The 20,632-nt window shown below is 75.7% G+C and carries 13 protein-coding genes and 1 pseudogene; 11 read left to right on the top strand and 3 right to left on the bottom strand.

The genetic code is table 11. From position 1 onward, the window contains the following. Window positions 1-53 precede the first annotated feature (53 nt). Window positions 54-1,562 (bottom strand): FUSC family protein, encoded by a 1,509-nt coding sequence (locus tag ABT300_RS24705; protein WP_351679489.1) that lies wholly within the window; start codon window positions 1,560-1,562, stop codon window positions 54-56. 308 nt (window positions 1,563-1,870) lie between these two features. On the opposite strand from ABT300_RS24705, the gene ABT300_RS24700 reads away from it, so the two are divergent. Continuing rightward, window positions 1,871-2,359, top strand: coding sequence for an Lrp/AsnC family transcriptional regulator (locus ABT300_RS24700; RefSeq protein WP_351679506.1), 489 nt, complete (start codon window positions 1,871-1,873; stop codon window positions 2,357-2,359). Between the two features lie 58 nt (window positions 2,360-2,417). Here ABT300_RS24700 and ABT300_RS24695 read toward each other — a convergent pair whose 3' ends face one another. After that, window positions 2,418-3,227, bottom strand: a complete 810-nt coding sequence (locus ABT300_RS24695; RefSeq protein ID WP_351679487.1) for a LysR substrate-binding domain-containing protein — start codon at window positions 3,225-3,227, stop codon at window positions 2,418-2,420. 71 nt (window positions 3,228-3,298) lie between these two features. Between ABT300_RS24695 and ABT300_RS24690 the strand changes: the two genes are divergently transcribed. The 8 genes from ABT300_RS24690 to ABT300_RS24655 all read left to right on the top strand — a co-directional run bounded on the left by ABT300_RS24690 (window position 3,299) and on the right by ABT300_RS24655 (window position 17,792). After that, window positions 3,299-3,685 (top strand): DUF5997 family protein, encoded by a 387-nt coding sequence (locus ABT300_RS24690; RefSeq protein ID WP_351679485.1) that lies wholly within the window; start codon window positions 3,299-3,301, stop codon window positions 3,683-3,685. Window positions 3,686-3,790: 105 nt separating this feature from the next. After that, window positions 3,791-4,180, top strand: coding sequence for a cold-shock protein (locus ABT300_RS24685; protein ID WP_351679483.1), 390 nt, complete (start codon window positions 3,791-3,793; stop codon window positions 4,178-4,180). A gap of 120 nt (window positions 4,181-4,300) precedes the next feature. Continuing rightward, window positions 4,301-5,155: a DUF4132 domain-containing protein gene (locus ABT300_RS24680; RefSeq protein WP_351679481.1), complete on the top strand. Its 855-nt coding sequence runs from the start codon at window positions 4,301-4,303 to the stop codon at window positions 5,153-5,155. Continuing rightward, window positions 5,152-10,167 (top strand): hypothetical protein, encoded by a 5,016-nt coding sequence (locus ABT300_RS24675; protein ID WP_351679479.1) that lies wholly within the window; start codon window positions 5,152-5,154, stop codon window positions 10,165-10,167. Before ABT300_RS24680 ends, ABT300_RS24675 begins: the two co-directional genes overlap by 4 nt. 35 nt (window positions 10,168-10,202) lie before the next feature. Beyond that, complete coding sequence (locus ABT300_RS24670) at window positions 10,203-11,414, top strand: ATP-binding protein (RefSeq protein WP_351679477.1); 1,212 nt, start codon at window positions 10,203-10,205, stop codon at window positions 11,412-11,414. A gap of 167 nt (window positions 11,415-11,581) precedes the next feature. Further along, the gene (locus ABT300_RS24665; RefSeq protein WP_351679504.1) at window positions 11,582-15,256 is read left to right on the top strand and encodes a DUF5682 family protein; all 3,675 of its coding nucleotides are present in this window, start codon (window positions 11,582-11,584) and stop codon (window positions 15,254-15,256) included. After that, entirely contained in the window at window positions 15,253-17,193 is a 1,941-nt protein-coding gene (locus ABT300_RS24660) for a hypothetical protein (protein ID WP_351679475.1), read from the top strand. Before ABT300_RS24665 ends, ABT300_RS24660 begins: the two co-directional genes overlap by 4 nt. 71 nt (window positions 17,194-17,264) lie before the next feature. Beyond that, window positions 17,265-17,792, top strand: coding sequence for a DinB family protein (locus tag ABT300_RS24655; protein WP_351679473.1), 528 nt, complete (start codon window positions 17,265-17,267; stop codon window positions 17,790-17,792). A gap of 49 nt (window positions 17,793-17,841) precedes the next feature. On the opposite strand, the gene ABT300_RS24650 is transcribed toward ABT300_RS24655, so the two are convergent. Next, window positions 17,842-19,293, bottom strand: a complete 1,452-nt coding sequence (locus ABT300_RS24650; RefSeq protein WP_351679471.1) for a cytochrome P450 — start codon at window positions 19,291-19,293, stop codon at window positions 17,842-17,844. A 284-nt stretch (window positions 19,294-19,577) separates the two neighbouring features. On the opposite strand from ABT300_RS24650, the gene ABT300_RS24645 reads away from it, so the two are divergent. Together ABT300_RS24645 and ABT300_RS24640 are read left to right on the top strand one after the other, a co-directional pair. Next, entirely contained in the window at window positions 19,578-19,853 is a 276-nt protein-coding gene (locus ABT300_RS24645) for a hypothetical protein (protein WP_351679509.1), read from the top strand. After that, window positions 19,850-20,532, top strand: a pseudogene (locus ABT300_RS24640) (PucR-like N-terminal domain-containing protein); the annotation flags it as partial. The gene ABT300_RS24645 and the pseudogene ABT300_RS24640, both read left to right, overlap by 4 nt. Window positions 20,533-20,632: the final 100 nt, after the last annotated feature.

Here is a 20,632-nt window from a genome sequence, read left to right as displayed (position 1 = left end):
GAGGCTCCGGTGCGGCGTCGGCGTGCACCGCCGACGGCAGGGAGCGCTCCGTGTCAGGCGCCGGCGGGGACGCGGTCGGCGCGGCGCAGCGGGACGGCGAGTTCGAGGAGCGCGCGTTCCAGTGCGTGCAGATGGGCCAGCACCGGCTCGGCGGGGGCGGGCGTCGGGGCCGCGCCGGTCGCCGTGGAGCGACGGCCGGCTCCCGTCGGGACGGTGAGCGCCTCGACCGCGGCCTCGACCCGTCGGCAGGCGGTGACGAGACGGGCGTCGTGCGAGGCCTGCGGGTCCGCTGCGACGGCGGCGAGCCCGCGCACCTCGCGGGCGCAGTCGTCGAGCAGCGCGAGCACGTGCCGGGCCCTGCCCTTGCGGGCGCGCAGGGGGCTGAGCGGATGCACGAGCGGCGCCAACGACATCCGGACGCGGGCCAGGATCTGCTCGAGTTCGGCCACCCGCCGGGACGGGTCCGCGGTCGCCGCGCCGACGAGCCGCGCGGCCGCCTCGGCCGTGCAGGCGTGCACGCAGCGCAGCGCGCGCTCCACCCACGCGTCGGTGACGGAGTGCGTGGTCACCGGGAGCACCAGCAGCACCGCGAGGACGGCGCCCAGCGCGCCCACCGCCGTCTCGGCCGCCCGCAGGGCGAGCAGCGCCGGGTCGAGGAGGCCCAGCAGCCCGTACAGCGCACTGGCCATGACCGTGACGGACAGCATCATCCACGTGTAGGAGACGGCGGCCGTGTAGAAGATCCCGAAGACGCCCACGCCGACGACCGCGGCGGACGCCACGGGCTCCCCGTGCAGGGGCACCGCCACCACCAGGCCCAGCGCGATCCCGAGGACGGTCCCGAGGAACCGCCGGAACCCGCGCACCAGCGTCTCACCGCGCGAGGCGGTGTTCACGAACACCCACCATGTCGCGCCCACGGCCCAGTACCACCGCTGGTCGGAGAGCGCCTGCCCGACCGCCAGGGCGATCGCGGCTCCCACGGTCGCCTGGACTGCCTGCCGGGTCGTGACCCGCGCGAGGCCGCGGCCGCCGGTCGGCGGAGCGACGGCCGGCGGGACGGGCGAGCGCCGCTCGTAGCACCACGCCCCGAACCGCACCGCGGACGACGCCGCCAGCGACAGCGTCACGGCCGCGCAGAGCTCAGGCAGCCGGGCGGGGACCGTGTGAAGGAACTGCGCGGCGAAGTACGTCATGAAGGCGAACACCCCGAGCGAGTGCCCGCGCGGTCCCCACCGGCGCGCGTAGGCTCCGGCGCCCACGACGGCGAGGAAGACCAGGTCACGGGCGACGGGGAGGTCGTGCAGGAAGGCCGCGAGGGTGAGCACCGGCAGTCCGACGACGGGCAGCAGCGCCGTCGTCACGGCCTGGCCGCGCACGGTCGGGTCGGTCACCGTGAACAGGGCCAGCAGCGCGGCCAGCCCTCCGGTGACGGCCGCCGTCAGCGTGTGCCCGACCGCCGCACACAGGGCGACGGCCAGCCCGACGCCGAGCACCGCCCGGGAGGCGAACCGCAGCCGCGCCCGCCCCGGATCCGGCGCCACGAAAGCCCTCTTCAGCAAGCTGCCCCGCCCTTTCCCACCCGCACGCGCCGACGTCGACGCCGACACGGAAAAGGCGCCGCGGAGTCCGCAGCGCCATCGACGGGATCATCTCAGCATCAGAGGGGCGAATGGTTCAACCGGCTCCGTGAACACTGCGCCAATGGCACAGACACACCGCGTCGGTCCCGGCCGTCGGTCGGCCAACGGCCCACTCGCCCCGGCCGCCCGGTCCGCCGCCGTCGTCGGGAGTCGCCGAGTCGCGCGCCGTCGGGCCGTTGGTACTGTCGTCGCTGATCGGTGTGCGCACGAAGGGACCGGGCGACCACATGGCCGTGGACGAGCTGGACACCCGCATCCTGCGTCTGCTCATCGAACAGCCGCGGACCAGCGTGCGCGAGTACGCCCGTCTGCTCGGCGTGGCCCGCGGCACGCTGCAGGCCCGTCTCGACCGGCTGGAGCGGGACGGCGTGATCACCGGCACGGGACCGACGCTCTCCGCCGCGGCACTGGGCCACCCGGTGCTCGCGTTCGTGCACATCGAGGTCACCCAGGGACACCTCGACGACGTGGGCGACGCGCTGGCCGCCGTGCCGGAGATCGTCGAGGCCTTCTCCATCACCGGCGGCGGCGACCTCATCACCCGGGTCGTGGCCCGGGACAACGCCCACCTCGAAGACGTCATCCAGAAGCTGATCAGTCTGCCCGGGGTGGTCCGCACCCGCACCGAGGTGGCCCTGCGCGAACGCGTGCCGCACCGGCTCCTGCCGCTGGTGCAGTCGATCGGGCGAACGACCGCGCGGCAGCCGCCGCACTAGGGCAGGCGACCCGCCCAGCAGCAGGACCAGGACCGGCGACCGCTCGGCGGCCGCCGAGTCAGGACCGGCGGCGGGGCTTTCCGCCGCCCGCGCCGCGCCGGCCGGCGCCGCCCTTCGTGCCGCCGCTCCTGCCGCCGCCTGCGGCCTTCGCGCCGCCGCTGCGGCCACGGGCTCCACCCGCGGCCCCGCCGGCGCCGCGGGCCGCGCCGCCCTGCTGCGCCTTGCGCGGCTGCCGCTCCTTCGCCGCGGCCGGCTGGATCCGTCCGCGCGTGCTGTTGACCGTGCGGCCGCGGACGATCCCGATGAAGTCCTCGACCAGGTCGGTGGTCGCCTCCTCGGGCCAGGAGAGCGCGACCTGCGACCCGGGGGCGTCGACGACCGTGCGGTACGTCAGGTCACGGCGGTGGTGGAGCCGGGCCAGGGACTGCGGCACGACCAGGACGCCGATGTTCGCCGCGACCAGCTCGATCGCGTCCTCGGTGGTCGCAGGGCGTTCGAAGGCCGCCTCGCCGGGCGGCCGCTCCCAGCCGAGCACGTCGTCGAGGGGATGCAGGACCACCTCGTCGGCGAGGTCGTCCAGGGTGATCTCCTCGGCGGCGGTGATCACGTGGTCCTTGGGGACCACGACGACGGTCGTCTCCGTGTAGAGAGGGATGGCGCTGAGCACCGTCCGGTCGACGGGGAGACGCACGAGGGCCGCGTCGGCGACGCCCTCGCGCAGGGAGTCGGAGGCCTCGGCGGCGGCGATCTGCAGGAGGGCGAGGGGGACCTCGGGCAGGCGCTCCTCCCAGATCCGCACCCACTTGGCGGGGGTCACTCCGGGGACGTACGCGAGCCGGAACGAGGGGATGTCCGCCGAGTCGGTCATCCCGCCAGGCTACCGGCTGCGGTCACCGGCCGTGGTCGGCGCCCTCGTCGGCGGCCGATACCCTGGACCGCATGAAGTCGCAGCAGAGCACCCAGACGATGAAGGCCGCCACCGCGGCGAAGAAGCTGGGTGTGTACCTCCCCGCCACGCCCGCCGAGTTCCAGGAGGGCGACGTCTCGCGCGCCGAGCTGAACGAACTGCAGACGAACCCGCCCGAGTGGCTGGTGACGCTGCGCGAGAGCGGTCCGCACCCCCGTCCGGTGGTCGCGGCCAAGCTGGGCGTGTCCATCGCGGGTCTGGCCCGGGGCGGGGTGACGGAGGCGCTCACCTCCGAGCAGATCGACGCGCTGAAGGAGGAGAAGCCGACGTGGCTGGTGAAGGAGCGCGCCACTCAGGCCGAGGTCCGCAAGGAGACCGCGCGCCTCAAGAAGCGGGACGCCGAGCGCGCCGAGGACTGACCCTCCTCTTCTTCTCGTCGCCGAGCCTCGCCCCCGCGCCATCGCTGTGACTACCATCTGGGCAGGTTCACCGACGTGGGTGTTTCGAGGTTGCTGGGGGTTGGGATGGTTGCTGGTCGTGTGGTGCGCTTCGACAGCCAGCGGGGTTACGGGTTCATCGCTCCCGACGACGGCGGGGAGGATGTCTTCCTGCACGTCAACGACATGCTGATGCCCGAGTCCCAGGTGCGCCGGGGCATCGTGGTGGAGTTCGAGATCGAGGACGGCGAGCGCGGCCCCAAGGCGTCCGGGGTGCGGCTCGCGCGGGGCGAGGACGGCAAGCCCCTCGCCGCCGACGACGACGTCCTGTGCGACGTCCTCAGCACGGAGGAGTTCGTCCGGGACGTGACCGAGGCGCTGCTGACCGCCGCGCCCTCGCTCACCGGCGAGCAGATCGTGCAGGTGCGGGCCGGGCTGGCGCAGTTCGCCAAGAACCACGGCTGGGTCGAGGGCTGACCGACCGCCCGCGGGCTCCCACTCCGGGCTTTTCCCCAGGTCGACGCTCGTACGGCCTCGTTGTCAGTGGCCTCCCCTACAGTTCCCGTCACTTGATCACTGCGGGTGCGGGAGGCACGCATGGGGTGGGTGTCGGCCGGCGACTACGAAGTCGCCCTCGATGACGGCAAGGTGGTGTGCCGCAACGCGGCCGGACGGCGCTTGAAGTCCGTGCCGCCGAAGATCGCCGACGATCCGGCGGTGGTGGGGCTGCGTCAGCTCGCCGAGTGGCTGGAACGGCACGAGCGCCAGTGTCTGGCCGACGTCGAGCGCTGGATGGTGCGTTCGCTTCCGGTGCCGTTCGCGGTCGTCGCGCGGGTGTGGCCCGACCCCGCCTGGCAGGCCGCCCTGCGCGACCTGGTCGTCACCGGGGCCGACGGCGAGGTCGCCGGGTTCCTGCGGGACGCCGACCTGGACCGCGGCCTCGGTCTGGTCGACCTCGACGGCGACAGCGTGCGCATCGTCCCCGATCTGGTCCGTCTCCCGCACCCCGTACTCCTCGACGATCTCGAGGAACTGCGGGAGTTCGCCGTCGAACTCGGCGTCGAGCAGCGCGCCCAGCAGCTCTTCCGCGAGGTGTGGAAGCGGCCCGCCGCGCTCGACGCGCAGGACACGGCCGTCGAGGAGTACGCGGGCGGCGCCTTCAAGGAGCAGCGGTTCCTGCACGGCAGGGTCACCCAGCTCGGCTACCGCGTGCGCGGCGGTCACGCCGTCTGTTCCGTGCTGGAGGACGGCCGGACCGTCGAGGCCCGGGTGTGGGTCGGCGACTACGAGGGCTACGGGGAGGCGGAGACCGGCCCCCTGGTGTTCACCGACTCCGCCGGCCGGGTGCTGAGACTCGGTCAGGTCGGGCCGGTGGCCTGGTCGGAGGGCATGCGGATGGCGGCCGCGCTGTACGCGGGACGCGACGTCGAGGACGAGGAGCGGGCGGCATGACGACCTACGACGAGGCCACCGCGGCCGTACTGCTCGACGCCGGCGCCGTCCTGCCCCCGGGCAGCACGCACCGCGAGGACGCCGACGCCCTCACGGTCCGCGCGTACACCCATCCCGCCCTGGGCGACCGGGCGGTCGTGCGACTCGTGCCGGACACCCTCGGCGACGCCGAGGACCTGGCGCTGGACTTCCTCGGACTGACCCGCCGGGCGGAGACGCCCGAGGTCGGTCAGGTGCGCCGGGAGACGCTCGGCTTCCCCGCCTGGGCGCTGGTCAACGACCCGGCGAACGGCCACCACGCACTGGCGCTGGTCAAGGACGTCGAGCGGCTCGCACGGCAGGCCAAGTCCCGTCCCGGCGCCGCCAAGGACGGCTTCGAGGAGCTCGGCGCCCGGCTCGGCCGGGCCGTGCCGCACTTCCTGCCCACCTTCTACGAGCAGGCGGCCCGCGTCTTCCTGCAGTACGAGAACACGACGTACGCCTCCGCGTTCTTCGGCAAGGCTCGCGAGGCGGAGCGGGTGCACGCGCTGGCGGTCGACGAGGAGCGGCAGCGGGCGGTGTTCCTGGAGTTCGCCTTCGCCGGGGCGCTGACCGTCAAGGCGCTCAAGGAGCACGTCAAAGCGCTCGCCGCGCGGCTCGATCCGGCCGCGGCCTGGGCGCAGTTCCGGCAGTTGACCGTGGAGCGCTGCGCCGCCGGCATGCCGCCCTACGCCTCGCTGCCGCAGGACGCGCGCGGACTGATCAAGGCCGCCGGTCTCGACCGGGTCGCCGAGGAGTGCGCTCTGGTCGCCGACCTGCTCGCGTCGCCCGCGGCGGTCCGCGCCCCCGCGTCCTTCTGGAACGCCTACCGGCCCACCCTGGCCGTCCTCGCCGGACAGCGGCCCGAGGTGCGCGGCCGCCTGCTGGAGATCATGCCGGCCGGCCTGGGCCGCTCGGTGGAGGACGACGAGTTCTGGCTGGCGCTGCTCGTGGAGTGCGGGGCCGACCGGCTCCTCACCGGTGAGGCGGGGGACGGGGCGGACGCGGCGGACTGGCTCGGCCGCTGGGCGCTGCACCGCAAACACGGCGGGAACGTCTGCGACCGCTCCCCGGCGACCCTCGCCCTGGTCGAACGGATGGCGCCGCGGCTGCGCGAGCAGGGCCGTCCCGTGGACGTGTGCACGGGACGCTGGCGGTCCGGCGCCGACGTGGATCTGCTGGACCTGTGCGCGGCGCAGGGCGTGCCGCTGGCGCTGCCCGGCCCGGACGAGGTCGTCTTCCTCTCCCTGGACGGCTGGATCGGCAGGCCCGGTCCCGAGCGGCGCGACCTGAGGGCGATGGCGGCCGACCCGCGCCTGCGGCGTCTGCTGTACGTCGACATCGGTTCCCTCAGGGACCACCGGCTCGACGGCGGGGTGCTGGACGGTCTGGCCGCGCACCCCGTGCTCGGCGACGTCCTGCGCGAGTGGCTGGAGGACGCGGCCGGGGAACTGACCGCGGCGGTCGGTCTGCCCGCCGCCCGGGCGGCGCTGGACCGGCTGCGCCCCTTCCGCGCGGTGGCCGCCCGGGTGAGCCCGGCGGCGGTGGCCGCGGTCGCCGCCCACGAGGTGGCCCCCCTGCTCGGACACACGCTGCGGGCGGGCATTCTCGACGAACTGTGCTGGCCCGCGCTCGACGAGGCGCTGCGCCGGCTCGACGCCGAGACCCGGCCGGGCCGCAACCACGACAACCCGATGACCGTCCACGAGGCGTGGCCCGCGCTGATCGTCTCGCGCGAGCACAAGGTGTTCGTCGTCGGACCGCAGGAGATCCTGCTGGAGCACGACCTGCGGCTGCCCGTGGAGCCGGACCGCTGGCAGCGCCCGGCGTTCCGCTACACCGACGGCGAACTGCTGGTGATGTGGCGGCAGGACGGCAAGCAGTTCGGGTACTGGTCCGCCCGCCCGGCGGACGTGTTCCCGCTCGGCGGCGAGCAGATCCCCCACTACTGGTACGGCGGCTCCGGCGCCGGGGCCCCGTCGATCCCGCTGCCCGGCGGCGGCCGGGCCACCGGCGGGCGCACCCTGCACGCCGGCGACACCGTCCTGCCGCCCGGCCGGCGCGTGCTCGGCGACGGCGTCTCCCTGTGGCGTCAGGGCAGGCAGGGCCGGCAGCAGGTGTGGCTCGAGTACGACCCGGCCACCGGCGCGCACGGGCGCGCCTCGCTGCCCGCGTTCCTGCAGTCCGGCATCCGGGAGGACGCGACCCTGTGTCAGGAGCAGTGCCAGGTGCTCCCGCTGCGACCGGGCCTGGAGCAGAGTCCGTTCGGCACGGACGGCACGGTGCTCGGACGCTGGGTGCGCACCGAGGGCGAGGGCGCAGAGGCGCGCACGGTCGCCGGCACTCCGGACGGACGGACCGTCGCCGTTGCCGTTGCCCGGGCCGACGGCCGGGCGCCGGGCGAGCTGCTCGGCGCGCTGCGCCTGCCGGGCGGCGCCGAGCCGGTGGCTGTGGGCCTGCACCGGCAGGTCGCCCTGTACGCGGGTGACGATCCGTCGGCTGCAGGCGAACTCGGCCGGGTGACGCCGATGGAGCGCGGCGGCGAGTTCGCCGCGGGCACCCGCTTCGTCCCGCCGGTCGACTTCTGGCATGCGCTGCGTCCGCGCGACGAGGCTGCGTCGGCCGTGCTGCGCGCGCTGACCGACGAGCAGTCGGCCGGCCTGGTACGGGCCGGGGCCGAGGCTCTGTCGCAGCGGCGGGAGGCGCTGGCGGCGGCCGGCGCGGTCGACGGGACCGCGGACGCACAGGCCGCCGTCCCGTCCGCCGACGAGGTCCTTCGGCAGGTCGTGGTCGCTTGTCTGCCGTCGCTGGAGGCCCCCGGAATCGCCACGGGCGTCGCCGCGCTGCTGCGCGCGGTCCTGCGGCTCGCGGGGTCGACCGCCTCGTTCGCAGCGCCGCCGGTGGACCGGCCGAAGGCGCAGAGCCGACGCGTCCTCGGCATGTACGCCGACCTGGAGCCCGAGCACGGTGACGACCAGACGCTGCGCGAGGCCACGGCGGGACTCGCCCACACGCACGGGTGGTGGGGCAGCGAGTTGCGCTGGAGCGCACTGCGTCAGATCCGCTCGGTCAACCACGTGCTGTCCGGGAAGCCCGCCGACGGCACACCGCTGCGCGAGGCCGCCCGGTCCGCCGGCGCCGCCGACGGATGGCGCAGCGACGAGTTCACCGTTCCCGGCATCGGCCTGATGTGGACGCCGCTGCTGGACGTGCTGCGTCCGCTCGCCTACCGGGCGGCCTCGCCGACGGTGACCGAGCCGCATCGCGAGGCGCTGCTTCTGCTGTGCGAGGCGGTCGCGGACGGGCCGCTCGCCGCGTGCGGCGGCGTCCTGCGCGAAGTCGTGCTGAGCGAACCGCACGAGAAGCAGGAGCGGGTCGGACAGGTCCTGCGCCGGGACGGCCGGACCGTCGTCGTGCTGGGCTGCCAGAACATCGACCGGCAGTCCGGACAGGTGCGCTGGCTCGCCCTGGACCACGACCCGGCCGGCGCCTTCGGGGCGATCGCCCACTTCACCCTGACGCAGGAGACCGCGCACCCGGCGGTGTTCCCCGCCGCGGCGCTGAGCGCGGTCACCGCGCTCGTCCGGGACAAGGGCCCGGCGCCCTGGCAGCCCGAGGCGCCCGCAGCGCTCGCCGCATCGACGGGCGGGGGGCTGGGGCCGATGCAGGCGGCCCTTCTGATCGCCGGCCGGCCGGCGCAGCTCACGGAGGAGGTGATCGCCGCGACCGACCTGAAGCCACGCCAGAAGGAGCTCGGCGACGCCCTGTTGTCCTCGGTCGAGGCCGCCGACCGGCTGGCGCTGATCGGTGCGCTGCTGCCGTCGAACCCCGGGGACCTGTGGACGGCCGGGCCGGACACGGGGGCGGCCGGCCGGGAGTGGGCGGAGCGGCTCGGCGGAGTCGTCCGGCTGCCCGAGGACCTCGCGGGCGAGCTCTCGCTCGCCGGACTGGCCACCGGCTCCGTCGAGGAGGTCCTCAACCCGCAGCGGACCCCCTGGATCAGCCGCACCACCGTGCAACGACCGGACAAGGACGGCAACCTCGTCGCCGAGGACCCGGCGGCGCTGCCCGGCCGCAGTGAGCTGACCCGGGCCGTGACCGCGCTGGCCGGCCTCGCCTACGCGCTGCCTTACGGGCACCCGCTGCGGGCGCTCCTTCCGGGGTCTCTCGCCGCGCTGCGCCGCCGCTTCGCCGATCCGGAGCTGCTGCTCGACCTGGACGTCGCGTGGACGGACACCGGCGCCTCGGCCGCCGTCGAACTGCGCAAGGCGTACGGGCTGCCCGCGGCGGGCGGCGCCGACGAGCACGGTCTGACGCGTGCGGGCGAGGCGCTGGTGCTGCGTCCGTGGTACGGCGAGCAGGAGACCGTGCTGGTCAGGTCGGGCGCGCTGCGCACTCCCGACGACCCGGTGTTCGGCCTGGTGGAGGGGCTCGTCGGCGAGGGCCGGGGGCTGGGAATGCGGGCGCTGCGGACCCTCCTCGACGAGGAGCTCACCCGCGCGGTCAGTGCCGGCGGCGATCCCGCGGATCCCCGTGGACACGCCCAGGATCCGATCCTCGTCGTGCCCGAGCTGGTCGCCGAGGCCGCGGCACACCACGGGCTGGGCGAGGACGCGGCGGCGCTCTACCTCCAGCTGCTGGCGCTGCCGGATCCGACGGACCGCAACTGCGTCCGCTGGAGCGGCTGGAAGCCGGCCCGCACGAAGAGGGCCCGCGCCGAGCTCGCGGCGAGCGGCCTGGTGGTGGAGGCCAAGAGGGCGCGCGCCGGGCGCACGTTGTTCCTGCCGTGCGGCTGGCTGGACCTCAAGTCCCCCGCGCTTCCCGTGGAGCTCTGGAAGAAGAGCCTGTACCCGATTCCGTCCCGCGGGCGCGCCGTGCCGCTGGTACCGGTGCCCGAGCTGTTCGCCCGCGCCTGGGAACGCGTCCGCTCGGGCGACGCCCCGGCGTACGAGGAGCTCACCACCCGCGCCACCCGCAAGGGCCGCCGCCGATGACCACCGTCCCGTCACCCCTGGAAGAACACGCGCCGATGACTGTCACCGTCCCGTCCTCCCCCGCCCCGTCCGACGCCGTGTCCGACGCCCCGTCAGCCGCCGCCGCGCGTCAGATCGTCCCGCCCGAGGACCGGTACGCCGCCGAGCTCGCCTTCCTCGCCGCGTACGACGACGGACCGCGGCCGCCCGCCTGGCGGCTCACCCCGCGTGCGGTGGTCACGTTCGTCATGGGCAGCGAGGGTCGCGCCCTGAAGCTCCCCGACGACGCCCCGACGCCCGAGGGGGCGCCGCGCCGGATGACGGTGGAGGGCAAGTTCGTCGGCGACCGTGCGCTGGTCGAGCGGTGCGTGGTGACGCTCGCCGGCGAGCGCGGGCTGCTGCTCGTCGGCGAGCCCGGCACCGCCAAGTCGATGCTGTCCGAGCTGCTGTCCACCGCTGTGTGCGGCACCAGCGGCCTGGTCGTGCAGGGCACCGCCGGCACGACGGAGGACCAGCTCAAGTACGGCTGGAACTACGCCCTGTTGCTGGCGCAGGGACCGAGCAGGCAGGCGCTGGTGCCCTCGCCGGTGCTGACCGCCATGTCCCGGGGCGCGATCGCACGGGTCGAGGAGGTCACGCGGTGCCTGCCCGAGGTGCAGGACTCGCTGGTCTCCCTGCTCTCCGAGCGGCGCATGGCCGTTCCCGAACTGGCGGGCACCGGCGACGCGTTGGCGCATGCCGCGCCGGGCTTCAACCTCATCGCCACGGCCAACCTGCGGGACAGGGGCGTGTCGGAGATGTCGGCGGCCCTCAAGCGCCGCTTCAACTTCGAGACGGTCGGCCCGATCCCGGACCTCGACGCGGAGACCGCGCTGGTGCGCAGCCAGGCGCGGGCCTCCGTGGAGCGGGTGGGCGCGCCCTTCCAGGTCGACGACGCGGTCCTGGAGGCGCTGGTCACGGCCTTCCGCGACCTGCGCGAGGGGCGGTCGGCGGAGGGCTGGGAGGTGGAGCGGCCGTCCACCGTGATGAGCACGGCGGAGGCGGTGTCCGTCGCGGGCGCGCTGGCCCTGGCCGCGGCCTACTTCCCCGGGGACCGTGACGTGCTCGGCCTGCTGCCGGGCCATCTGCTGGGCGTGGTCCGCAAGGACGACCCCGCCGACGCGTCCCGGTTGCGCGGCTACTGGGACGGGCCCGTACGGCGCCGGGCCGAGCAGGGGTCGGCCACCTGGCGCACCCTGTGGGACCTGCGCACGGTCCTGGAGGGCTGACGACCGTGTCCCTCCACCCCGCCGCAGGCGACCCGGACGCCCCGGACGCCCCGGGCTCCGCGGACCCCGCCGCCCTCCCGGACTCCGCCGACCTCCCGGACTCCTCCGGTCTACCGGACCCCGCCGGCTCTCCCAGCCCCCTCGGTTCCCTCGGCCCTCTCGGTCAGCTGGGTCCGATCGGTCCGGTCGGCGGTCCCGCGTCCCCCGACGAGGCTCTCGCCGTCCTCACCGACTCGGCCGGGCCCTGTCTCATCGGCGTCCGGCACCACGCGCCCTCGCTGGCCGCCGCCGTGCCCGCGCTGCTGGACGAGGTCCGGCCCGATGCGGTGCTCGTCGAGCTGCCCGCGGAGATGCAGGAGTGGCTGGGCTGGCTCGGGCACGAGGAGACCCGGGCCCCCGTCGCGCTCGCCGCCGCACCCGGCGACGGACGGGGCGGCGCGGGCCCGGCCTTCTACCCGTTCGCCGACTTCTCGCCCGAGCTGGCCGCCGTGCGCTGGGCCGCCCGGCACGGCGTCCCGCTGATCGCCTGCGATCTTCCGCTCGCGGACCGGGCCTGGGGCGAGGGCCGCGACGGCGCGGCGCAGGGCGCGGGCCTCGGTCTGACCGACGCGCTGCGGGCCGGGCTCACCGGCCGCCCCGGGGACGATCTGTGGGACCGGCTCGTCGAGGCCGCAGCGCCGGGCTCGCCGCCCGAGGCGCTGCGCCGGGCGGCCCTGCTGACGGGGTGGGCGCTGCGCCAGGAGGCGGCCGCCGGGGGCGGGGTGCCGGAGCTGGATCTACGGCGGGAGCGGTGGATGCGGTCGCGGATCGCCGAGGCCACCGCGCACGGCGAGCGGGCCGCCGTGGTCGTCGGCGCCTTCCACGCGCTGGCTCTGACCGCAGCGGCCCTCGCCGACGGGGGCGGCGGCGGCGACGGGGGCGGCGACGGGCGGGCGCAGGGGCGAGCCGGGGCCGGGCGGGGCGACGGCGCTTCTTCGACGGCCGGCGGCCGGGTCGGCGATCCGGCCGGGCGGGGAGCCGCCTGGATCACCTCGCTCATCCCGTACACGTACGCCCTCCTCGACGAACGGTCCGGGTACCCGGCCGGCATCCGGGATCCGCAGTGGCAGGAGACGGTGCTGCGGGCGGCGGGCGATCCGGCGGCGCTGGAGGACGCACTGGTCCGGGCCGCCGTGCGGATCTGCGCGGAACTGCGCGGCCTCGGACATCCGTCAGGGCCGGCGGACGCGCGCGAGATCAGCCGGCTGGCCTCGGACCTCGCCCGGCTGCGGGGGCTGCCCGCGCCGGGCCGGGGCGAGCTGGTCGAGGCCGTGCAGACGGTCCTCGCGCAGGGCGAGCCGTACGGACGGGGACGGGCCGTCGCACGGGCGATGGAGCGGGTGCTCGTCGGGTCGCGCACCGGCAGGCCCGCACCGGACGCGCCGCGCTGCGGACTGGCCCCTGCTGTCGAGGCCGAGACGGCCGCGCTGGGTCTGCCGGGTCCGCAGGACAGCTCCGGCGCGGTCCGGGACCTGCGGCTCGATCCGCTGCGGTCCGATCTCGACCGGCGCCGGGATCTTCTGTTGCGCCGGCTCACGGTGTGCGGAGTGCCTTACGGGGAGGCGAAGGAGGTGGTCGGCGCGGGCGGCGCGCAGGCTCTCACCTCACGCTGGGAGGTCCGCTGGACGCCGGCGACGGCGGCCATGCTGACGGCGGCCGGCGTACGGGGCGTCACCGCCGCCCAGGCCGCCGAGGGCGTGCTCCGGGAGCGGCTGCGCACGGAAGGGGACGAGGGCGGGTCGACCGCCGCCCAGGTCCTTCGGGGCCTAGGTGAGGCCGCGGAGTGCGGGTTGCCGGTGCTCGCGGACGAGCGGCTGGACGACGTCGCCGAGGTGCTGCCGCAGGCCGGCACGCTTCCCGAGCTCCTCGCCGGTCTCGCTCTGTCGGACCGTCTGCGCGCCGGTCATGTGCCGGGGCTCGGCGCCGACGAGGGGCGCACGGCGCGGGCGGCCGCCGTGGCCGAGCTGCTCACCTCGGCGGCGGTGCGTCAGGTGGACGGGTTGACCGGGTCCGAGGACCCGGCCGACGCCCACGCGCTGCTGGAACTCGCCCACCGGGCCGACCTGTTGGGCGGGGTCCGGCTCGCCGACGCGCTGGCCCGGCTGGCCGCCGACGGCTCGCCGCTGATGCGCGGCGCCGCGGGAGCCGTCCGGGTGCTGCTCGGGCAGGAGGACGCGCGCGCCTTCGGCGACCGGGTCGCGTCCTGGGTCGACGGGGCCGTCGATCCCGGCTCCCGCTCGGCCCTGACCGCCCGGCTGAGCGGGCTGCTGACCGCCGCGGGCCCCCTCCTGGAGGCCGCGGAAGCCGCTCTGACGCCGTTGCTCGACCGGGTCGCCGCGCTGCCCGACCGGGAGTTCCTGGACCGGCTTCCGGCGCTGCGGGGCGGTTTCGAGACCCTGAGCCCCGCGGCCCGCGACCGGCTCCTCGCCGCCGTCGAGGAGCGCCTCGGCGCCCGGCGCATCGGGGACACCGAGGGCGTCGACCCGGTCGCCCTCGCCGTCTGGGCCGAGGCGGACCTCGTCGCGCGCGACGCCCTGCGCACGCTGGGCCTGCTGTCGGCGCCGGGCGCCCGCGGCGGGACGGCGCCCACCGTCGAGACAGCGGCGTCCGCGGCCGTCGCCTCCGTCCCCGTCGCCTGCGAGGCCGTCCCCCACCCGGCCGGGGGCGACGCGGACGCGTCCCGCGACGAGGACCGGCGCCTCGCCGCAGACGACCGGTGGCGGCTCGTGCTGGGGCGGCGCGCCGACCGGCTGCCCGCGTCCGCCCGCTCGCTGGCGACGGCCCTGGACGAGCTGTACGGCAGCGGCCGCGGCGAGGGCAGCCGAGGGGATCTGACGGGCCCGGGGGCGGGCGGCGGGCGGGAGGCGCCGTATCCGGGGGCACGGGAGTGGTCGCAGGAGCTGGCCGCGCTGTTCGGACCGGGCATCCGGGAGGAAGTGCTGGCGGCGGCCGCGGCATCGGGCCGCAAGGACGTCCTCGCGGAGCTGGACGCGGACAGCGTGCGCCCCTCGGTGGAACTCCTGCACACGGTGCTGCGGCATGCGGGCGGGCTCCCCGAGGCCCGGCTCGCCGCGCTGCGCCCTCTCGTGCGCCGACTCGTCGACGAACTGACCCGGGAGCTGGCCACACGGCTGCGTCCCGCCCTGCACGGCACGACCCTGCCGCGCCCGAGCCGGCGGCCCGGCGGCGGTCTCGACCTGCCGCGCACCCTGCGCGCCAACCTGACGACCGCGCGGCGCGGCCCGGACGGCGTCGTGCGGGTCGTCCCCGAGCGCCCGGTGTTCCGCAGCCGGGCGCGGCGGGCCGCGGACTGGCGGCTGATCCTGGTCACGGACGTCTCCGGGTCCATGGAGGCGTCCACGGTGTGGGCTGCGCTGACGGCGTCGGTGCTGGCCGGCGTGCCGACGCTGTCGACCCACTTCCTGGCGTTCTCCACGGAGGTCATCGACCTCACCGGTCACGTCGAGGACCCGCTGTCGCTGCTGCTGGAAGTCAGTGTGGGCGGCGGCACGCACATCGCGGCGGGTCTGCGGCAGGCCCGCGAGCTCGTCACGGCGCCGTCCCGGACCCTCGTCGTGGTCGTCAGCGACTTCGAGGAGGGCTATCCGCTGGGCGGGCTGCTCGCCGAGGTACGGGCGCTCGTCGGGTCGGGCTGCCATGTGCTGGGCTGCGCGAGTCTCGACGACTCGGGCCGGCCGCGCTATTCCACGGGCGTCGCCGGGCAGCTCGTCGCCGCGGGCATGCCCGTCGCCGCCCTCAGTCCGCTCGAACTCGCCCGCTGGGTAGGGGAGAAGATCGCATGAGCCCGGATCTGTTGCCTCCGGTCGCCCCGTCCGTCACCGCCGACCTGGTCGAGGCGCTGTCGCCGAGGCTGCGCAAGCGTCTGGACGCGGGCGTGGCCAAGCTGGCGGCTCGTCCGGTCGTCCGCGACGGGGACACCGTGCGGATCGCCGTCGACGACGACACCGACCTCGAACTGCACGCCCCGGACGGCGTGGTGAGCACCGCGGACGCGATCCGCTGCGGTTGTCTGCTGGCGCCCGACTGTCTGCACCGGGCGGCGGCGGCCTCCGCCGCGCCGGTGGCGCAGGACGTCCCGGCGGCCGCGGCGACGGCCCCGGTCGGGCGGCGGCCCGAGCAGGCCCGAGAGGACGGGCCCGGACGAGGGCGGTCACCGGAGCCGGGCTCGTCGGCCGGCGCCACCGCCCCCGACGCGACCTCCGCCCCCGCTACGGCCGCCGTCCCCGACGCGACCTCCGCCCCCGCTACGGCCGCCGTCCCCGATGCGGCGTCCGCCCTCGCCGCGTCCTCCGCCCCCGATGCGCACGTCGCCGGGGAGGCGACCGCCGTCGATCTCCTCGCCCCCGCCCAGCTCACCGCCGCGCAAGCCGTGTTCGACGCGGCGGCCGCCGTACTCGACGCCGGGACGGACGGGTCCGGCGCGGTGCTCCAGGCGGCGTTGCTGCGCGCCGCGCACACCGCGCGGCTCGCGGGACTGCCCCGGGCCGCCGCAGCGGCGGTCTCCGTGGTCACCGGGGTGCGCGCGGCCCGCTCCGCCGACCCGGCCTACCGGCTGCCCGAGCTGGCGGACGCGCTGAGGGACGTCCTCGCCGTGGCGCACCGGCTCCCGTCCGCGAGCGGCGGGGCGCTGGCCGAACTGCGCGGGACGGTGCGGCAGCCGTACACGCCGGACGGTTCGCTGCGCCTGTACGGGGTCTTCTCCGAGCCCGTCCTGACGGCGACCGGGCACGCGGGCGCGGTCACCTGGACCGCCGATGCCGAGGGCCGCCTGTACACGGTCTCCGACGTGGCTCCCGGCGGGCCCGGCCGGGCGACCGGCGCCGCCGACCGGACCGTGCGGATGGGCGACACCGCGCTGACCCACCGTGAGCTGGCGCGCGCCGGCCTCGCGGTGTCCGGCGCGACCGTCTCGCCGACCGGCCGGCTCGGCGCGGGGGCCCGTGTGCGGGCGGTGCGCGCCTCCGGGGCCCTCTGGGACGCCGCACCGCTCGACCGGCTGTGGCGGGTCCCCGTCGCCGAGCAGGTCGCGGGGGCCCTGGCCGGTGGCCGAGACCTGCTGTTCCTCACGGTGACCCTCGCGGGGGCGGTCCGGGAGGCGACGGGCGAGTGTCTGCTGGCCGACTGCGAAGGACGTGCCCTGCGGCTCGTCGCGGCCCACGACCACCCCGCCCTGCCCTACCGCGACAACCTCCGTCTGCTGGCCGCCGCCCGCGGGAGCCGCCTGCGGATCGTCGTCCGACTGTCCCCGGGGCCGCTCCCCCGTGCGCAGTTGCTCGCCGCCGAGCACCCGAGCAGGTCCGACGCCCGGCTGGACCTGGGTCTGGACCGTCTCCGCCACGCCGACCTGCCCCCCGTGACGGCCGTCCCCGCGCCCGTCGCCGTACCCGTCGCGGACGAGGCCCCGCTGCACCTGCTGCGCCGGCGCGTGCACCAGACCGTGTCCGGGGGCCGCCGGGTGCTGGCCTTTCCGGGCGGCGGGACGGGGGACGGAGCCCGGCTGCGTCGCGTGGGCCTCGGCACCGCCGGCGACCTTCTGGACGAGCTGGGGGCCGCCGCCGCGGACCGCTCCCGCGACGCCTTCGGCCGGCTGCTCCCCGCCGACACGCACCGTTTCGCCCGTGCGTGGCTCGCCTCCGCCCTCTACACCGGCGAGGTCGAACGAGCACTGTGCGCGGCGGCGTGGGGTACTGGCAGGGAGGTGACCGCCCCGGCGTTTTAGGTCAGGATCTGACCTCAATCGCTCCTACTGTGGTCCTCGACCGCGGAACAGGATCGACCGAGGAAAGAACTATGAGCGACTCCCCCACCCTCACCGGCGAGCGCGCCGACCTGCTGGCAGCGCTGACCAAGAGCCGGCACTTCCTGCGCTTCACCACGCGCGACCTCACCGACGAGCAGGTCGGACAGCGCACCACGGTGAGCGAGCTGTGTCTCGGAGGGCTGATCAAACACGTCACCTCCGTCGAGCGGAACTGGGTCGGCTTCATCCTCGAAGGCCCCTCGGCGATGCCCGACTTCACCAAGATGACGCAGGACGACTGGGCCGCGCGAGCCGCCGAGTTCCGGATGCTGCCCGGGGAGACGCTGACCGGCGTGCTGAAGGAGTACGCCGAGGCGGCGTACCGCACGGACGAGCTGCTCACCACGCTGCCCGACCTGGACGCGGAGCAGCCGCTGCCGCCGGCTCCCTGGTTCGAGCCGGGCGCGCGCCAGACGGCCCGCCGGGTCCTGCTGCACATCATCGCCGAGACCGCCCAGCACGCCGGGCACGCGGACATCATCCGCGAGGCCATCGACGGGGCGAAGAGCATGGGCTGAGGCCGCTCGGCCTCGTCGGTGCGGGCGGCTCCCGCCGCCCGCAGCCGACTCAGCGGCCCACGCCGATGAGACCCGTCAAGTAGCGCCAGAGCGACGAGCGTTGCCGGATCGCCGGGTCCGGCAGCGCCGAGTCCGGCAGCGTCGGGTCCGAGGCCGTCGAATCCGCCTCCGCCGTCGGCTCGGCGGGTTCCGCGTCCGGGGCCCGGCCCGGCTGCGGTCCGGGCGTCGCGGCGAGTGCGTACCGTACCGGCAGCGAGCGCAGGCCCCGCATGAACGGCGAAGAACGCCAGGGCAGTTGGTCGACCGGCAGGGCGAGCTCCAGATGGGAGAACCGCTCGAACAGCCGGCCCACGCCGACCGCCGCAACCGTCGAGGCAAGCTCGCGCGCCGGGCACTGGCGGCGGCCCGCGCCCCAGGCGAGATGCGCCCGGGTGCTGACCGTGGTGCCGGACTCCACATGGCCGGCGAACAGCGGGTCGGCGTGCGCCGCCGCGGAGGAGACCCACACCGGGTCGCCCGCCCGGATCACATGGTTGCCCAGCGGGGTGTCCGCGGCCGCGAAGCGCGGCACGAAGTTGACCAGCGGCGGCTTGCGCATGACCACCCGGTTCATGCTCTCCCGGACCATGCCCGCGGACAGGCTGGCCCGCGCGCCGCCGCCCTCGCCGGAGATGACCTCGACCACGGTGTTGGAGATGAGGATGCCGACGTGGTCGGAGGTCATGCCCAGCAGCATGAACAGCTCACGGGCCAACTCGTCGAGCGACAGGTCGGGATGGGCCGCCAGCAGGTACGAGGGGAAGTCCTCCCCCGGCGTCCTCAGCTTCACCGCCGCCAGTTCCGCGAGCGCCGCCAACAAGCGCTCCAGCGCCGGTTCGGCGTCCGGGCCCGCGTCCAGCACCCGCCACATGTCCATCAGCGCGTCGTCGCCCTGGGACCCGGGGAACCCGAGCAGCCGGCTCGCGACCATCAGCGGCAGCGGACGGGCGAACTGGGCGGACAGATCCGCCAGGCCCGTGCCGCCGGCCTGGCCCACCAGGGTGATCAGCTCGTCGGCGTAGGCGGTCACGGCCGCCTTCAGGCGCTTGGCCTGGGGATGGCGCGGATCCTGGAACGGCTTGAGCGCCGCGTCCCACGCCGTGCGCAGCGCCGGGTAGCCGGGACCGCCCTGGATCAGCACATGGTTGACCTCGAGGGAGGGTCCGAGCGGCCAGTCGGCCGGCACCCTGCCCTCCGTGCGGGCCCGCCAGTTCTCCAGCCCCTTCGGCCAGGCGGCGTCGTCCTGGAGCACCTCGAGCGACTCGCGGTAGCCGAGGACCAGCCAGGCGGGCACGCCCAGCAGATCGACCGGCGCGACCGGACCGTGGCGCTGGCGCAGCCGCTCGTACACGAGGGAAGGACGCGTCTCGTAGTCCCTGGTCAGCAGCGGTTCGAGAGTCATCGTCTCCAACCGCGCGCCGTCGAGGTCCACGGATCCGCCGCCGTCCACCTGCGATTCCACTGCTCTGCCGCCCCCTTGGCACTCCCCATACCGGCGCGTCGTCGATCGGCAGCCGGAACCGGGGGGACCCTATCCCAGGCCCCGGCCGCGGGGAAACGGCCGGGGCGCGACCTGAACGTACGAAGAAGCGCGCGACCGGCGGGCGACGGGAGGGGGCCCGGTCGGCGATTGCTTGTCACGGCAGGACGAAGCCGCGCCCGCCGGGACTCACCTCACGCAAACGCAACAGCGATCGCCGGGGGCCACAGCGGCGTCGCTGCCATATTCGAGAACCACTTTCGGAGGTGGCTGTGACGCGAGAGGCGACAACGCCCCAGGCGACCATGACCGGTTCGGCGGACAGCTCCGCCGCACGCATCGCGGACCTGGCGCGCCGTCAGGAGCAGGCCGCCGTGGCGGTCCCGCCGCGCAGACGCGGGGCGCTCAGCGCGCGGGAGCGGATCGAACGGCTCGTGGACCAGGGCTCCTTCACCGAGACCGGTCTGTTCGTCCGGGCTACCCGGGAGGAGGACACAACTGGACCTACTGGCGACGGGAGTTCACCGCCTCCTGGCCGATGATCGCCCGTGCGCTGGGGGTGCCGGAGCGACGTCGGTGCCGCCGGGGCCCCCGAACCGCTCCTTCGGTGCCACCGGACCTGGCCGAGTTGCTGCGCTCCGACCTCGAAGCCGTGGCCGACGAGGTGGAGGAAGAGGTCCGCCGACAGGTCCCCGAATACGGGGGCCCGCCGCCGCGGTCCAGGGCCGCCACATCAGGTCCGGCGTGGTTCAGGCGCTCACCCTGTTCGTCGACCACATCGCCGACCCGCGGGGCCAGGACGCCGCCATCGCCGCGACGTACTACGAACTCGGCCGCGGCGAAGCCCTCGAAGGACGCAGCCTGGACGCGCTGCAGTCGGCGTTGCGCGTGGGCGGGCTGCACGCCTGGCGGCGGCTCAGCCGCACGGCCGAGGAGGTCGGGCTGGACTCCACAGCCGTGGCCGCCCTCGGCGAACTGGCGTTCAGGACGGTGCACGAGGTCGCGGAGGCGGCAGCAGCCGGATACGCCGAGGCCCGGTCCCGCAGCGCCGACGAGCTGGAGCGGCGTCGCCGGCGCCTGCTCGACCTGCTGCTGGGCGAGCGGTCGGTGTCCCCCGAGGCGGTGCAGGAGCTGGCGCACGCCGCACGCCGGCGGGTGCCCTCGCAGGTCGCGGTCGTCGTCCTCGCGGCCAGCGCGGACCCGGACGCGCAGGACCCGCCGCCGGATCCGCTTTGTGGAAATGTCCAGGGTGATGGCGAAGGGTGCGCCGAGGGGGAATGTGCCTCTTGACGGCGCGGGGGCGGGAGTGAAGACTCCTTCA

The organism is Streptomyces sp. NPDC001027 (genome assembly GCF_040299045.1).
GTDB lineage: Bacteria > Actinomycetota > Actinomycetes > Streptomycetales > Streptomycetaceae > Streptomyces.
Note: the sequence above shows the minus strand (reverse complement) of the source record. Positions and strands in the feature narration are given on the sequence as shown.